The sequence below is a fragment of the Levilactobacillus senmaizukei DSM 21775 = NBRC 103853 genome (assembly GCF_001592085.1).
In the GTDB taxonomy this organism is placed as follows: Bacteria; Bacillota; Bacilli; order Lactobacillales; family Lactobacillaceae; genus Levilactobacillus; species Levilactobacillus senmaizukei.
Genome location: NZ_BCWD01000024.1, coordinates 15,815 through 31,276 on the forward strand (window position 1 = coordinate 15,815; position 15,462 = coordinate 31,276).

At 48.0% G+C, this 15,462-nt stretch carries 17 protein-coding genes; 2 read left to right on the forward strand and 15 right to left on the reverse strand.

Annotation, left to right across the window (positions count from 1 at the left end; translation table 11 throughout):
* Positions 1 to 82: 82 nt before the first annotated feature.
* Complete coding sequence (gene cbpA / locus LSE01S_RS08680) at positions 83 to 724, forward strand: cyclic di-AMP binding protein CbpA (protein WP_061777246.1); 642 nt, start codon at positions 83 to 85, stop codon at positions 722 to 724.
* 71 nt (positions 725 to 795) lie between these two features.
* Here the strand turns inward: cbpA and LSE01S_RS08685 are convergent, their stop codons facing one another.
* The 9 genes from LSE01S_RS08685 to LSE01S_RS08725 all read right to left on the reverse strand — a co-directional run bounded on the left by LSE01S_RS08685 (position 796) and on the right by LSE01S_RS08725 (position 8,942).
* Positions 796 to 1,176: a type II toxin-antitoxin system PemK/MazF family toxin gene (locus LSE01S_RS08685; RefSeq protein ID WP_061777247.1), complete on the reverse strand. Its 381-nt coding sequence runs from the start codon at positions 1,174 to 1,176 to the stop codon at positions 796 to 798.
* Positions 1,177 to 1,212: 36 nt separating this feature from the next.
* Positions 1,213 to 1,434, reverse strand: a complete 222-nt coding sequence (locus LSE01S_RS08690; protein ID WP_061777248.1) for a hypothetical protein — start codon at positions 1,432 to 1,434, stop codon at positions 1,213 to 1,215.
* 84 nt (positions 1,435 to 1,518) lie between these two features.
* A complete protein-coding gene (gene alr / locus LSE01S_RS08695; protein ID WP_061777249.1) occupies positions 1,519 to 2,643 on the reverse strand; it encodes an alanine racemase in 1,125 nt (374 codons plus the stop codon).
* 2 nt (positions 2,644 to 2,645) lie between these two features.
* Positions 2,646 to 3,005, reverse strand: a complete 360-nt coding sequence (gene acpS / locus LSE01S_RS08700; protein WP_061777250.1) for a holo-ACP synthase — start codon at positions 3,003 to 3,005, stop codon at positions 2,646 to 2,648.
* A gap of 180 nt (positions 3,006 to 3,185) precedes the next feature.
* Positions 3,186 to 4,745, reverse strand: coding sequence for a degradosome RNA helicase CshA (gene cshA / locus LSE01S_RS08705; RefSeq protein WP_061777251.1), 1,560 nt, complete (start codon positions 4,743 to 4,745; stop codon positions 3,186 to 3,188).
* A gap of 191 nt (positions 4,746 to 4,936) precedes the next feature.
* Positions 4,937 to 6,322 carry a UDP-N-acetylmuramoyl-tripeptide--D-alanyl-D-alanine ligase gene (locus tag LSE01S_RS08710; protein WP_061777252.1) on the reverse strand — a complete coding sequence of 462 codons (1,386 nt, stop codon included), beginning with the start codon at positions 6,320 to 6,322 and terminating at the stop codon, positions 4,937 to 4,939.
* 285 nt (positions 6,323 to 6,607) lie between these two features.
* The gene (locus tag LSE01S_RS08715; protein ID WP_061777253.1) at positions 6,608 to 7,393 is read right to left on the reverse strand and encodes a hypothetical protein; all 786 of its coding nucleotides are present in this window, start codon (positions 7,391 to 7,393) and stop codon (positions 6,608 to 6,610) included.
* Between the two features lie 74 nt (positions 7,394 to 7,467).
* Positions 7,468 to 8,358 carry a zinc metalloprotease HtpX gene (gene htpX, locus LSE01S_RS08720; RefSeq protein ID WP_061777254.1) on the reverse strand — a complete coding sequence of 297 codons (891 nt, stop codon included), beginning with the start codon at positions 8,356 to 8,358 and terminating at the stop codon, positions 7,468 to 7,470.
* 8 nt (positions 8,359 to 8,366) lie between these two features.
* Positions 8,367 to 8,942, reverse strand: a complete 576-nt coding sequence (locus LSE01S_RS08725) for a LemA family protein (protein ID WP_156470507.1) — start codon at positions 8,940 to 8,942, stop codon at positions 8,367 to 8,369.
* A gap of 104 nt (positions 8,943 to 9,046) precedes the next feature.
* Between LSE01S_RS08725 and LSE01S_RS08730 the strand changes: the two genes are divergently transcribed.
* A complete protein-coding gene (locus LSE01S_RS08730) occupies positions 9,047 to 9,505 on the forward strand; it encodes a low molecular weight protein-tyrosine-phosphatase (protein WP_061777256.1) in 459 nt (152 codons plus the stop codon).
* 64 nt (positions 9,506 to 9,569) lie between these two features.
* Here the strand turns inward: LSE01S_RS08730 and LSE01S_RS08735 are convergent, their stop codons facing one another.
* The 6 genes from LSE01S_RS08735 to LSE01S_RS08755 all read right to left on the reverse strand — a co-directional run bounded on the left by LSE01S_RS08735 (position 9,570) and on the right by LSE01S_RS08755 (position 15,030).
* Positions 9,570 to 11,786, reverse strand: coding sequence for an L-type lectin family protein (locus tag LSE01S_RS08735; RefSeq protein WP_061777257.1), 2,217 nt, complete (start codon positions 11,784 to 11,786; stop codon positions 9,570 to 9,572).
* A 249-nt stretch (positions 11,787 to 12,035) separates the two neighbouring features.
* Entirely contained in the window at positions 12,036 to 12,320 is a 285-nt protein-coding gene (locus tag LSE01S_RS11240; RefSeq protein WP_235808324.1) for a WxL protein host-binding domain-containing protein, read from the reverse strand.
* Entirely contained in the window at positions 12,214 to 13,167 is a 954-nt protein-coding gene (locus tag LSE01S_RS08740) for a WxLIP family cell surface protein (RefSeq protein ID WP_501161645.1), read from the reverse strand. The genes LSE01S_RS11240 and LSE01S_RS08740 overlap by 107 nt, the downstream gene beginning before the upstream one ends.
* Positions 13,168 to 13,171: 4 nt before the next feature.
* Positions 13,172 to 13,879 (reverse strand): WxL domain-containing protein, encoded by a 708-nt coding sequence (locus LSE01S_RS08745; protein WP_235808326.1) that lies wholly within the window; start codon positions 13,877 to 13,879, stop codon positions 13,172 to 13,174.
* A 49-nt stretch (positions 13,880 to 13,928) separates the two neighbouring features.
* Positions 13,929 to 14,582 carry a WxL domain-containing protein gene (locus LSE01S_RS08750; protein WP_061777259.1) on the reverse strand — a complete coding sequence of 218 codons (654 nt, stop codon included), beginning with the start codon at positions 14,580 to 14,582 and terminating at the stop codon, positions 13,929 to 13,931.
* A 19-nt stretch (positions 14,583 to 14,601) separates the two neighbouring features.
* On the reverse strand, positions 14,602 to 15,030 hold the full coding sequence (locus tag LSE01S_RS08755; RefSeq protein WP_061777260.1) for an LPXTG cell wall anchor domain-containing protein: 429 nt from the start codon (positions 15,028 to 15,030) through the stop codon (positions 14,602 to 14,604).
* Positions 15,031 to 15,462: the final 432 nt, after the last annotated feature.

Sequence of the window (15,462 nt, forward strand, 5' to 3'; positions counted from 1 at the left end):
AATCGGTTCAGGTTTCTGGCAAACTATGGTATTATTAGGAGAGAATATTAGAAGTTTCTAATCTTTTAGGAGGTCATCTGCTATGCTGCTTAAATCCCTAGTGAAACCGAAAGAACGTTTGGTTACGGTTCGCGAGGACGTTACCTTGGAACAGGCTTTAAAAGTCCTGGAAGACTCCGGTTACCGGTGTGTCCCGATCTTAGATGAAACGGGTCAGATTTTCCGCGGTAACATTTACAAAATGCACATCTACCGTCACAAATCTCGTGGCGGTGACATGCAGTTGCCCGTAACGTCATTATTAAAGAATGCGACTAAGTTTATTTCCGTTAATTCTGCCTTCTTTAATGTCTTCTTCTCTATCAAAGACTTACCTTACATCGCCGTACTGGATGATAACAACGCCTTCTACGGCATTCTGACCCACACGCGCTTGATGGACATGCTCTCACAGTCTTGGAACGTCAACATTGGGAGCTACGTTTTAACCATTGTTTCCGGTGGTGACCGCGGCGATTTGGCCGGCATGGCAAAGATCATTACCAAGTACACTAACATTGCCAGCGTCATTAGCCTGGATGGTCAGGAAGGTGAGCTGGTCCACCGAATCATGTTCACCCTACCGGCCGAAGTCGATGAAGAAAAGCTCGACCGCATTGTGAAGGCCCTGGAACGTAAAGAATACCAAGTGACTGAGATCGAAGACTTACGCCACGAAAATTGATCATTAATCGGCAAAAGGATCACAACTAAATTAGTTGTGATCCTTTTGTTTTGTAGAAACTATGTATGACACTACTTTCTTTTTTTCTTCCGGGCCTTGTCCACCAAGCCAATACTTGTTGCCAAGGCAGCATCCACTGCCGCCATGGTCTTCGGATCCAAATGAGTCACCTGATCTTTTAACCGTTGCTTATCTATGGTACGGACTTGCTCAAGCAAAATGACAGAATCCCGTTCAATCCCGGTCCGATCAGCCGAAATGCCGACATGCGTCGGCATTTTTGGCTTTTCGATCCGGGCGGTAATTGCCGCCACGATTACGGTCGGACTATAATGGTTACCCACGTTGTTCTGGATAATTAACACGGGGCGCATGCCCCCTTGTTCCGAACCAACGACTGGTGATAGGTCGGCGAAAAAGACGTCACCGCGTTTAACCTCAACACGGGCCATGGGCCGCCATCCCCTATCTACATTTTATTTTTATGCCTATTTTCTACGAAATTGCGTTAACCGGCGTTCGGCCTCTTCTTCACACGGAGTGAACATACGAGTCAAATCCTGATTAATTAGTGCCATTGCTCGGTAACCAACAATTAAAGCTAACTTATGTGATGCGGCAGAACGCAGCGGCATCAGTGCTTGGCGCCGCCGAGTCTTTGCCACGTGTAAGCGCACGTTTGGTTGTTCCAATTGTCGCGAATGAGCCATGAATGCCCCTCCTCAAGATACTCTCCATTTCGTCTCATTCATCTTACCACGAAAAGGAGACGCAGGACAGAATAACCCTCGAAATTAATGCACATAGCGCCGCGGTAACCGCGCCGTAAACCCGCAAGCAATTTCATAATTAATCGTCCCACAGTATTCGGCTAAATCCTGGAGCGTAATCTCTTGATTTCCACTGCGACCGAGCAAGACGACCTTCGTCCCACGGGGATATTGACGAGGCAAACGAATCATTAATTGGTCCATGCAAATCCGCCCGATAATTTCACAAGCTTGGCCATCGACAAGCACATGAAAGCCTTGGAGGCGCCGCTCGTAACCATCGGCATAGCCCAGGGAGACCGTCCCAACCCATTCGTCTTGTGTCGACGTGTAGGTGGCCCCGTAACTCACAGATTCGCCAGCGTTCAACTGCTTGCAGTGAGCCAATTCACTCACCAACCTCATGGCCGGTTTAAGCTCAAATGGCGGCTGTAAAGCTTTTCCGGATGGATTTAAACCATAACCAGCAGCACCATAGCGCACGATATTCACGTTATGGTCTGCATGCCAAAGACTGGTGGCCGAGTTCGTTACATGAACGTACCGGGGCTTATTAGGAACGACCGCCATGAAGGCATCCCAGCGAGCGACTTGCTTGTCAAAGTAATCGGTACTAGCCTCGTCAGCCGTTGAAAAATGGGTAAACATCCCTTCAAAGGTGAACGCCGCGGTGTGATCGTCCAAGTAGGCAATGACCTGTTTCAAGGCGGTCGGTGTCTGGAAGCCAATGCGACCCATCCCGGTATCCAGACCAAGATGCACCCGTAACGGTTCCCTAGGTTGTGACAATGCCAGGTAATGTCCAGCTTCATCCAGCCAATCTTCGGCGGCAACCGTCGCGGAGACTTTCTCACGCGCCATCAGCGGCGCATATTTCGGTTCAACCACGCCTAAGACCAGAATTGGTTCGTCAAAGCCCGCGGCCCGTAGTTCCAGGGCCTCGTCCAAAATTGCCACACAAAAACCGGTCGCACCAGCCGCCTTAGCCGCTTCGGCAACCTGAACTGCACCATGACCATAGCCATTAGCCTTAACCACCATGAAGAGTTCACAGTTTTCTGGTAACCGCTGGACTTCTTCCTGAATATTGTGCCGGATAGCCGCGCGATCGATAACTAACTTAGTTGGACGATGTTCACCAATAATCATCACTATTGCCCTCTTTCCAAAATGACCTGACTCATGACAACCGTTGCCGTATGGGAAATTGAGACGTGAGCCACCCCATCGAAGGGGTGTTTCAACACGACCGGCTTGCCCGTTGGATTATCACGAATCTCAATATCCTGGAACCCAACCTTTTTACCGATCCCGGTTCCCATGGCCTTACCATAGGACTCCTTGGCCGACCAGCGACCAGCGATAAATTCCACAGCCCGTGACCCAGTGAATTGTCGATAATCGGCCAACTCTCCTGGTGTCAGAACCCGCTTCAAAAATCCCGGCTGGTGATCGACAACTGCCGCCACCCGCGATAAATCCGTTATATCAATCCCCGTCCCAGCAATCATGGTATCCACCTCACGATAATGTCTAGGGTATATTCTAGCACATGCCACACTGATTAATCCCCACAACATCATTAGTTAAGAATAATCATAAACTAATATTAAGCTCCTAGCCAGCAAGTTCACAAAAAAACGAGCACCCCAGTGGGGTACTCGTTTTCTACCAATCAATCTCGATTTAAATTAGTCTTTTTTCCGGATAGTGAAGCCGTGGCTACCACCATCAGAACGCCGACCACCGTTACCGTTGCTATGACGGCTGCCATTACCCCCGTGGTTACGGGAGTCATGGTTGCGAGAATCACTACCGCCTCGACGGTCTTGACGATGACGGAAATTACCGCCACCACGATGGTTATTGCCACCGCCGTTGCCGCCGCGATGGTAACCACCACCGTTACCATGGCGCTTGCCGCCACGCCGAGGTAATGGTCGTTCCGGTGTGATCTTAACTGGAACCTGACTACTGTTATCCTTAGTCACATCATTTAACAATGCCGCAACCAAGTCTTCAGCGTCATATTCGGCCAGTAAGCTTTCAGCAACCTTAGCAAACTTTTCGGTATCAGTCTTGTTGATCAAATCAACGACTGTATCCTTAGCTGCACCAAGTTGGCTGACCAAAGCTTCTTCATCCGAAGGTGGCTTCAGAGGTAACATCCGCACCTTAGTTAACTTTTCGATTTCACGCAAGTAGTCCATTTCGTTAGGCGTCACGAAGGTCATAGACACACCATGCTTCCCAGCACGGCCAGTCCGGCCAACCCGGTGAACATAACTATCTGGGTCTTGAGGAATATCGTAGTTGTAAACGTGGGTTACATCATCAATGTCAATCCCCCGAGCTGCAACGTCCGTTGCCACCAGGATATCTAATTGACCATGCCGGAATTGGTTCATGATCTGTGTCCGGCGCTTCTGCGTCAGGTCACCATGAATACCAGCGGCGTTGTAACCACGTGCTTGTAAACCACTTGAGATTTCATCAACTCGGCGCTTCGTCCGCGTAAAGACAATCGTCAAATCTGGCGATTGAACGTCGAAGAACCGTGTCATAACGTCAAATTTTTCAAAGTCACGAGAGCGCACGTAGAATTGGTCAATTAAGTCAGTGGTCAATTCCTTCGCTTTAATCTTCACGTGCTTCGGGTCCTTCATAAACTGAACCCCCACCCGCTTAATTTCTGGTGGCATCGTTGCTGAGAATAACATCGTTTGACGTTCTTCTGGCAATTGCTTGATGATATCTTCAATGTCATCCAAGAAGCCCATGTTTAACATTTCGTCGGCTTCATCCAAGACCAACATCTGTACGTGGTCAAGCTTCAGCGTGTGGCGACGGATATGGTCGAGTAACCGACCTGGCGTCCCAACAACGACTTGGGGATGATTTTTCAACGCTTTAATCTGGCGTCGAATATCGGCCCCACCATAAACAACTTGCACGTTAGCCCGTTCGTTACGGCCTAACTTGTAAATTTCTTCTTGGGTTTGGATAGCTAATTCCCGTGTAGGTGACACCACGAGTGCTTGGACATTTTGATTGCTCTTATCAATCTTCTCGAGAATTGGTAAGGCGAAGGCCGCCGTCTTCCCAGTACCGGTTTGGGCCTGGCCAATAACATCTTGGCCGTCCAATACCATAGGGATGGTTTCGGCTTGAATTGGGGTCGCTTCTTCGTAACCTGCTGTCGTGACAGCTTTCAGTAGGTCATCGGAGAGACCTAGTTCATTAAACTTCAAAAATATTTTCCTCCTAATATGGGACCATCACACTAGTGCCTCGTAGCTCTTAGAAAAAATCCGTTTCCCGTGGTGCGAACCGCGATTGGCTAGTGCGGGGTTAATTCGATTCTAAATACAACTAAGCCATCATACAACGCTGAAACAAAATAAGCAACTCCCAAGACTTATGGAAGTTGCCTCGTTTTCATTTAATTTTCAGAAGAATCCTTTAATGCCGCTAAAACTTGTTCTAAGTGGATTCCGTGCGACCCTTTTAATAAAATTTGATCGTCTTTGGTTAGAACCGCTTTCAAGTCTTGACTCAATTGGGCCAGCTCCGTTGTCGCGTAATGAGCAACGGCCAAGTCTGGTGCATCCTTGGCTAAGGCTCGTTGCAGGGCCTCCATATGCGGTCCTACCAGAAAGACTTTAGTCATCTTGGAAGGGGTAATTGCCGTTGCTAGACTGGCATGCATGGCATCCGCCTGCTTGCCCAACTCCAACATATCTCCGAGAACCACATAGCGGTTCCCCTTAACCGGTGTTTGAGAAAAGGCCGTCAGTACTTCTTTGGCCGCCGTTGGGTTGGAATTGTACACATCGCTCAGAATAGCCTCGCCCTGCTGACCTTCTAACCATTCGGCCCGATTCTCAGTCAAATCAACGTTAGCCAATGCGCGTTGGGCATTCTCAGGTCGAATCCGATAAATGGAAGCGACGGACAATGCAGCTAGCGCGTTGTTAACATTATACGTTCCCAACATGGGAATGGTGAATGTGGTGTCTGGCCACTGGTTAGCCTTAAAACTCGTCGAAGTGGCCTCGCCTTCGATATCCTTCGAGAACAAATCATTCGTCCCCTGCTGGCCAAAGGTCACTTGCCGCTGTGGCAGGTCTGCCGCTCGCTCGCGTAACAAGGGTTCGTCGCCATTGTAGACAAAGATCCCGTCATCGTTCAGACCGTGGGTAATCTCTAACTTGGCATCCGCAATCTTATCACGCGTACCAAAGAATTCGATGTGTGCTTCACCAATCATGGTGACAATGGCGACATCGGGCTTGACTAACTTACTCAAGAAGTCCAGTTGTCCCGGGCGGTCCATCCCCATCTCAACCACTAACATTTCGGTGTTGGGTTCCATCGATAGAACGGTCATCGGAACACCAATTTCATTGTTAAAGTTAGCATTAGTCTTGGTAACGTTGAACTGTGTCGCCAGAACCGAGGCCACCATATCTTTGGTTGTGGTCTTGCCATTACTTCCAGTAATGGCAACCACCCGAGGATAAATTTTCAATAGGTAGTACTGCGCTAACGCTTGAAGGGCCTTCAAAGAATCCGCCACTTGAATAACCGGAAAATCAGTGGGAGCGGTTGCTAAGTCTTTAGCCCAAAGCGTGGCTACTGCCCCGTGATCAATCGCCGATTGGACAAACTTGTGGCCATCCTGCTCACCATTGAGCGGAATAAACAAGCCTCCCGGTTGAAGGTGACGACTATCAAACGCCACGCTAGTTACGCTGATATCTCGCCACTGTTCAAAATCATTGATTGCCCCAACTGCTCGAGCAATTTCTGCAAGCTGCATTTTCATTTTATATGCTCCTAATTATGAGACCCAGTGACCGAAGGCACACCGGTTCATCTGTTTTTCTAAGTGTCTAGTCGCACACCTAGTTAAGCACGGCTTAAAATTTCTGTCTTATATTATACCATGGATCCTAGAGCCAAGCCCAAAACAGTCCAAACACTAGCACTTCTCACATGTCTCAGCACCCGTCACTACAGTGATTAGCCGGTTATTTTCAAGTTGTTTTTCGTTAAATCCACGCATTGACAACAAAAAAAGAGCCCAGCATTTGCTGAACTCCGATAATAATTAAATTAAGTCAGCCACGTCGCTAAATACCTCATTATCGTGAATACTAAGGGCCCATTCCCGGGAGGTTAAATCATACCGCAAGCTGGCCACTTCCCGTGAATCCGCATAGACTTCATCTTGGGAATACCAAGTGGCCTGCCGCTCCGGATGATCAACAGCTCTAACCGGAATCACGTAAACCCGTCGACGCTCTACCAATTGATCAAACGCCACAATCACTCCATCCATCAGCCCTTGGGTCAACTGAAGTAAAATTTCGTGCGGAACATCACTAATCGCCAATGGTCGAGCAAAGACCCAACGGTTATTGTGCATCGACCGCAGGTGACGCTTCAAGCTGACCTCTAACACGTGGTTAAAATCTCCCAACTCCCGATAGTAGGTCTTATAGAAACCATCCCGTAGGGTGAGAAAAGCAAATTGATTTTGCAACTTGGCATAAAACGGTGTCCGAATATGGGTTTCCATATGGGCGAGGTAGAGCAACTCAGCAATCTCAGATGGCAACAAGAAGTCCAAGTCATCCGAATGGGTGTAATCCACCCATTTAACTGGTCGTTCGTGTTTGGCTAGCAGATAACGCCGGATCTGGGCTTGCCCAGTCACCGTCTGGAAGCGGGTATGCGGGTTAATCTCAACATCACTCCCTGATTCCTCGTTCAACAAAAGGAGCTGATTAGGGATTGCTGGAATCCCATTTAAAAAATCAGCGGGTGATATCCCCAACGAATAAATCATATTCGTGACGGGTTCTAGACTTAAATAAACAAAATTTCCGCGCATACTCGTACACTCTTTCCCCGATACTCAGTCAAGTCTAATTGTACTCCTAAACACCCCCGAAACGAACACTCGTTTCACATTTTTTCCAGCCGAGCGATACGGTCAGCAATCGGTGGATGGGTGGCAAATAGGTCCGAGAACTTTTGCTTTTTCTTGAAAGGATCGCTGATATAAAGGGCAGAACTGTTAGGATCTGCTTCCTTCATGGGTTCACTGTCATCAATTTTTCTGAGCGCCATGATAAGACCTTGGGGATTCCGGGTTAACTCAACACTCGAAGCATCCGCCAGATACTCTCGGTTTCGGGATAGCGCCATTTGTGCAATGCTGGCCGCCAGTGGCGCCAAGATGATTAGGATTAACGAAATCACCATGCCAATCGCCCCGGCATTGCCTTCCCGGTCATCCCGGCGGCGACTGCCACCCCAGAAAAACCAGTTATGAGAGAAGCTCACTAGTAAGCCGATGGCTGCCGACAGAGCCAAAGCAATGGTCTGCAGACGAATATCGTAGTTGCGAACATGCGACATCTCGTGGCCGATTACACCCTCTAACTCCTCTCGGTTAAGCCGCTGCAAGAGGCCCGTGGTCACGGCTACCGCTGCGTGCTGCGGATCATTTCCAGTCGCAAACGCATTGGGACTGGCATCCTCAATGATAAAGACCCGTGGCATCGGTACTTGAGCCACTAACGCCATATCTTCTACGAGATGCCACAACTGAGGAGCCGCGGTGACATCTTTAATTTCTCTGGCATGGTTCATACTCATGACGACGTTCGTGGATTGACTAATCATGATAGCCATATAGATCGCCGTGACAACCGCCGCAATGACGATTCCTGACTGCCAACTGGCCCAAAACAAATCGCCAAGCGCCGCTCCAATTGCCAGGACCAGGAGGCCAAAGCCTACCATCACGTATCCTGTTCGCCGTTTATTCATGGCAATTTGATCATACAACATGTTATCGCCTACTTATCTTGACCAAAGTCGTCAAAGTTAACCTTGGGCGCTGTTTTTTCTTCTTCCGGAACTTGGAGATAATCGCTCGCTTGGAAATGATGGATATTGGCCACCACATTGCTTGGAAACGACTGAATCTTCATGGTTAAGTTAGCCACCGACGTGTTATAGAGTTGCCGTGAATATGCGATCTTATTTTCGGTGTTTGTCAGCTCTTCCATCAACTGGGTAAACTGCGTATTCGCCTTTAGATCAGGGTAGTTTTCCGACAAGGCAAACAATGATCGCAACGTGGTGGAAAGTTGGTTAGAAACTTCCATTGTTTGTTGATGGTCGTCGGCCGGGACCGCCGTTAATTGATTCCGCAACTCGACAACTTTCTTCAAAGTTGACTGTTCATAGTTAGCATAGCCCTTGGTGGTTGAAACCAAGTTAGGAATCAAGTCATTCCGCCGCTTCAGCTGAACATCAATTTGACTCCAGGATTCTTGCACGTGTGTCCGGGTCCGAATGAGACCGTTGTAAGCACTAATGTACCAAGCGACTAACAAAACCACGATGATGATTAAAATTATTGCTACCAAACTGCTCACTCCTTCTCCAATGTCTGTTAAACTCATGATAACAAATGGTCAATTCAGACTCCAGCAAGTTCGCCTGACTTTACCATTAATTAGGAGGTTTCACCATGCAACACATCTTGTTCGTTTGTCTAGGGAACATTTGTCGTTCCCCCATGGCCGAAGCAATCTTTAACGATCTGGTTGCTAAGCAAGGCCTCACTGATCAATTCACGGCCGCTTCGGTGGCCACTAGTCCAGAGGAGGAGGGTAATCATCCCCATCCCGGTGCCCTGAAAACCATGCGTGAACACGGTTTAGATGCCAGTCAACACCGATCACGGCCAATTACCGCAGCAGACTTTGACTGGGCCGACATCATTATTACGATGGACCACGCCAACGTGACCAACCTGAAGCGCATGGCACCGACGGCCACCGATGCCGCTAAGGTTCAGCTCTGCTTGGATATTCTTCCAGAACGTCAGGGTGAGGCTATCGATGACCCTTGGTATACCCACAAGTTTGAGCTGACTTATCAAGAACTGGCTCATTCCCTCCCCGCCTGGCTAGAGAAGCTTCGATAAAAAACAAGTTATTAAAATACGCTGATCGGTGACTTTTAAAGTTCGCTAATCAGCGTATTTTTCTTTAGGTCTCCGGGACATCATCTAACGTCCAAGTAATTTCACCGGCATATGTTCCCTGTTGAGCACCGGCGTTTAGCTGCAGTATTAGGCCCCTAAGTCCTTGCCAATTGTCTGCGACGTTGGTTAATTCATTATTATCACTATCTTTTTCATGCTCCGCAACGATCTGGGCGTCATCAGACAGGATTAGGGTCCTCCCCCGCGCGGTCACATAGGTCACTCCCCCTGCTAAATGATGTCGGTCATTACCGGTTGTCAGCGGGGTGGCGGTGGCCTGTAGTGCCCATTTATTCCCAATTGGCCGTGTGTCCGTGATGGTTAGTTCAGCCTTCGTAGCGACAGGAATGAGTTTCGAGGTGCCACTCAGTCTTCCGGTGAAATCGACGGCAGGAGATACCTCCGTGAACGCCACCTTTCCTCGTGACAGGTCCTTTGAATAATGAGCCGTTAAGGAGGATACAGTCACCTCATTCGACTGATTATTTGCGGTATCAACCGCCGTAATGGCAAGCTTATTGTTTCCCTCTCGTAGCTGATTGGCCGGTATCCGATAATTGAAGTGGCCTGCATCATCCAATAATGTCACCGCTTGATCGGGCTGGCTGTTGCCATTGAGACGACTCTGTAGATGAATATCTTTAGCCGTGAATTGGGTGTGTGATAAGTCCAGTTGCCCCTTGATAAGGGTCTGTTTGCTACCATCCACCGCTTCATCTTTCGGATCCGCCAACGTTAGCTGCATATTATTGATCCCATGAACCTTAAATGATGGGAGCGTCGCCTGTGCCACCGCTTCTGTACCCGTAAACACGCTGGTCTGCTCCGGCTCCGTCCCACTCTCATCTTTCACCACACCCCGCAGGACAATCTCGGCACTGGGATTGTCATCTGACAGATCCTGTTGTAATCGGTGAGTAATCGTTGAAGTCCTCAGGTCTACGCCCTTTAATTCTTCAGTTAGCCCGTTAGCGTAAACCAGTGTCGCCGTGTTAAACCGAACCTTTCCCGGTAAATTCAACAAGGCCTTAATATTATGCCAGTCAGTCGATCCGTTAGCATACTTTAAGTTGTATTGCAGGCTAACGTGGTCGCCATGTTCTAGAACATCACCGGTCTTAACAGGTTGGTTACCCGGCACATTGCTATCTTTGAGCTCCGCGGAGGCCTCAGCGTCTACCAAGTTAGGAACCGTGTCAAAGACAACTAAGTTATTCTCCCATGATCGACCGGTTGAACCCGTAAACCCCCAGCGAGCATCCTGATTATGGTCAGGATCTATAATTTTTCGGTTAATCCGTACATCACGCGTGATCGACTCCCTGGCTAGCGAACGGTCGTCAAAAGAATAGGACATCGTCGCTAAATCAGAGTTTTCGGAATCTGGATGATAACGAATTGTGAGATGATGCCAATGAGCATCTGATAAAAAATCAAAGTCATTTCCTTGAATCAGTCCCTTATGAATTAGCCCGGCATACGATCGTCCCAATCCCCAATCTGGCGTATAGACATGATAACTATCGGGTTGCGCAGGATAATTTGAGGCTATATGTGGTCGCTGAATACTACCTGGTTTCTCACTAAGGTCAAAAGAATTGCCCCTTCCGGCTTGATCACTGTCATTGGCGTTATTAATAAAAGTGTCAAATTCTAGGGCCCAGCTATTTTGAATGGCCGAATTGGCTAGGCTCTGCTGAATTGATGGCTGCAACCAAGACTGACTTGACCGGTTATCGACTCCCCAGACGCCTAACGTCTCACCAAATTGTTTGGAGTCACCAAAGCTTGGAGCAGCACCTACCCCTCGGGTATCATTTTGTAAAACAAAGGCCATACCATCCCCTGCATCATTATGTTCCGCTTGTCTGTTCCCTTGGTTTCCAAAGTATAGCCACATCGAAATTGTTTGGTCATGTCTCAAATTAAACCGCATGTTGTCGCGGGACCAAATCCCACCCATCTGAAACCGACCATCGGTAATCTTTACGACCTGAGTCCCCAATGTTTTGGGATTGGTACTGTCAATAACCTCGGCACGATTGCTCTCTGATTGACTAACCTCAAAGAAATCTTGTAAGTGAATCCCCTGAGGGGCTGATCTCAAGGCCGCATTCAAATCAGGATTATAAAAAGCCGCTTTGGCCGGGCTAGTTTCCGACCAAAATAGACATGCAGCGACCACCATGCTAACAATTCCTAATCCGATTGCTTTCACCATGTGTGCTGTCCATCCCCTTCTTGATACCAACCAAGGGGGTAACCCATTATGAGCAAAAGTTAGACAACAAGTTATTTAATAATAACACCCCTGATTGTTTTGCCTAAGTATAGCATTACAAGTCCGGTTAGGGGCCCACAAACGTTGATATAACAGAATTTGTGATTAATGTTTTTATGATAGCGAACTCATCGCAACGCAAAACGGGCCGTGAGACGAGTAAGTCTCACGGCCCGTTTTCTATTTTATTTATTCCGCATTACTTGTACCATGGTCATCACGGCGACGATTCTTTAATAACAGGTAAATAATAATCAATAACAGAAGAATAATCACAGCGCCACCCGCCACGAACCACCATAAGTAGTTGGTTTTCTTTGGCGAGTTAAACTTGTTTTGCATTTGGCCGACTTCTTTGGTCGTCAGTTCAAAATCCTTGGTAAAGTGCCAGTGGTAGCCACCTTGGGCGTAGGCATCCAACGTCAAAGTATAGGTACCCGCTTTTAATTGCTTGTCCCCCCCAAGGGATCGCATAGTTAAAGTGACTATTTGGTGCCATGGCTAAAGACGACTTTTCGTTATTCAAGATCACCTTGCTGTCGCCTTGCTTGGTCACCTTCGCCTTCACCTTTAGTTTACTCATGATGCCCGGCCGGGGGTTTTGTAGCTTAGCTTCAACCTGATTGAACTGGTTAAATTGGCCAGGCTTTACCGAAAGTAACTTCATATCCGGTGCGACATTGACATCACTTTCCCGTAGCCGCACACCAATCACATAGGCAAAGGCATTCTTAATGCTAACGCCGCCCTTTTTACCGGCCTCATCCGAGGTCAGTTGCTTCACGTAGATTCCACCCAGGATCATTCCCTCAATCTTTTGTGGTGGCATCTTGTAAGTCACGTAAACTTTTTTCTTGCTCTTACCAGGAATCGTGACCTTCTGCGTTTGATCACCAAAGATGTCTTTAATTCCCACCTTTAGTGAGCTATCGCGTTCGGGCTTTTGCTTACTATAGTCAATCACCCCGTTACTATTAGTGATCGCCTGATTAACCCCAACTTGATAACTTTTCTTTTCCTTACTCGTATTACTAATGACGATGGCCAACTTCTGCTTTTGATTCGGTTTTACCCGCAAAGCAAAGTAAGTGACCTTTTTATCATCCTGATTATCGGGAAGAATTGAACTCACCGTGTAACCCACGCCTTCCGCATGAGCAACCTGTTGAGCAAATCCCACTCCCAAAATCAACGTCCCTAACGTTAGAACAATCCGCCACCATTTTTTCATAATAAATTGGCCCCCTCGCTTATCAATATATTTATCCCTACCTTGCGAAAAAATGCGATGACTGATGCCATCGCATCCTTCAAATCGCATCTTTTCAGGGTGCCTCAGTTAACTGCCAAGTTAACTCGCCCGCATAACTCTGTTTGCGGGTAACCTGCGCGCTATTAAAGTATAAGCGCATCGGTGAGGCTGAATTGTCGTTCAATCGCAATAACCACGTGCCTATTCCGGCATCGTGACCGGCTTCGCCAACAAGTGTCGACTCACCCATCTTGACTGGTTGTTGGTCACCCAGCGTTGTCACAGGTGGATTGCTAACCGTATTGGCAATTGCCGGCGTAAATTTCGTGGCCCCCATCGTTAACGAGCTCTGTGACAGAATCTCGCCATTTGATTGACCTCTCGGATACCCTGCCAATAAAGTTAGTTTCCATCCCGCACCGTTATAACGCCGGTCGCTGACTTGAATAAAGGCTTTGGTGTTTGTCGCGGTAGCGCTTAACGTTTGACCAGTCGTTGCCTCCTGTTTAAACGTCAGATTCGAGACATAATCCAAGGTTAAGTTACCAGTTGACCCTGTTCCATGATTATCCTCATCGCCTGGCTCGGGTTGAAAACCGCCACCAGGATTGTCTGGATCCACTGGATTCACGGGTCCCGTTGTGTCACCGGGATTCAAAGTCGCTGTCGCTATGGTACTTTGTGAGTCACGCGTTGTCGCTGCAAATGCGGTTATCTGCGTCGGCCCAGTTAGTATTCCCAAGATGCAGGCTAACGAAGCCACCATTCCTAATGTTTTCATAGTCACTGCGCAGCCCTCCTTTGCTTAGAGCAACGGAATCGGGAAGCGCTTAAGCCTCAGGCGTTTCTGTTCCGGATGGGGCATTGTTCAGTGACCAAGTCAACGTACTCGAGTAGTCACCCGCCTTGTTACCAGCAGCAACCTTAACTTGAGCCGCTTGGTACTTCGCAGCCCATTGGCCAACCCCGGCATCCTTAGCGGCACTAAAGACTAATTGGTCGCTGTTACCAGCACTTTCAAGGACAATTCCAGAGGCGCTTGGAGCCGCTGTGTGGTTTTCAGAATCAACCGCACTAACCTTAGGACTTAAGAAGGACAACTGACTGGCCTTCAGAGCGATATCTTTGCCTTCTTTATCTTTTCCAGCAAATGGCGTGGAACTCAAGTGAACCGTCCATCCAGTCCCAGTACCTTGGTCATTAACCTTCAACGTGTCTTTGACGAAAGCTGTATCCTTTAAGGTTTGGGTTGTCCCATCAAGCTGACCAGCCACGGCTGTTGCTGGGGCTTCCATTAATTTAATCCCACCAACAGAACCACCGCCATCACCGTCATCACCCGCCGTCAAGCTCACAGATGCCTCAGTTGTCGTGTTAGCTGGTGCTGGGGTTTCACCTTCGGCTGCATGAGCCGTTACACCGCTGAAACCAATCCCCGCTGCCAGTGCCAAAGTCGCCATTAATTGCAAAGTTTTTTTAGTCATAATATTCTCTCCTCAACTTTTAGTTGTGTGCTTTCCGTCTACGCGTCAGTATCGCAATCCAAATTAATAACAATAAGATGATACCGGTCATAGTTCCAATCCCGAACCATGTCTCAGAAGTTTGAGGTAAGCGTCCCGCCAACCCGAAGTGATGCTGAGTTGGCTGACCAGCCACGGTATCGCCATCACCACCAGAAGTCGCTGTAGTCGTTGGCTTCGAGTGATTATTTGAGCCGTTTGAATCGTCGTCCGGTAAAACCGAATCCCCATCGCCACCGCCGACCAGATCCCCATCGGATCCGGAGCTAGCGTTAGGCGTCAAGGTAACCGAGTATTGACTCTTCTGAGCATCCCCGGTTGATTGACTCGCGGCATGAGCAGTCATGGGCGTTCCCCAACCGACGATGAGCAGGCCCAGTATCAGCAACATTTTCTTTCCTAATTGCATCGCTGTTCCATCCTTACGTCTTAACTTGCCCAAACATCTATTTATTGCCAGGACCGAATCCGGCCGGAAATTGGTTCTGATTTGGAACTCATCTGATGGACGTCATCTGATTACAAACACAGAATATCATGGATTTGTGACCTTGTCCATAATTAACCATGTGGGGTGATTCAGGATATTATGGAATCGCTTCCTATTTTGATAAATCGATTGATATGTCAAACCTGTCATGTGCTATAAATGCCATCATAAAGGCAACACGGACGATTTCAGTCTTCGCTTTTGGCTTCCACATTTTATCATTTATTTCTCATCCTTCACCGAATATTAAACGTTTTATACTGTACTATAAATCGGCCTATATTTGGTCGTTTGTGGATGAAATCACAATTGATTTTGACAAAAAAAGGCAATCGTCAACAATGACGATTT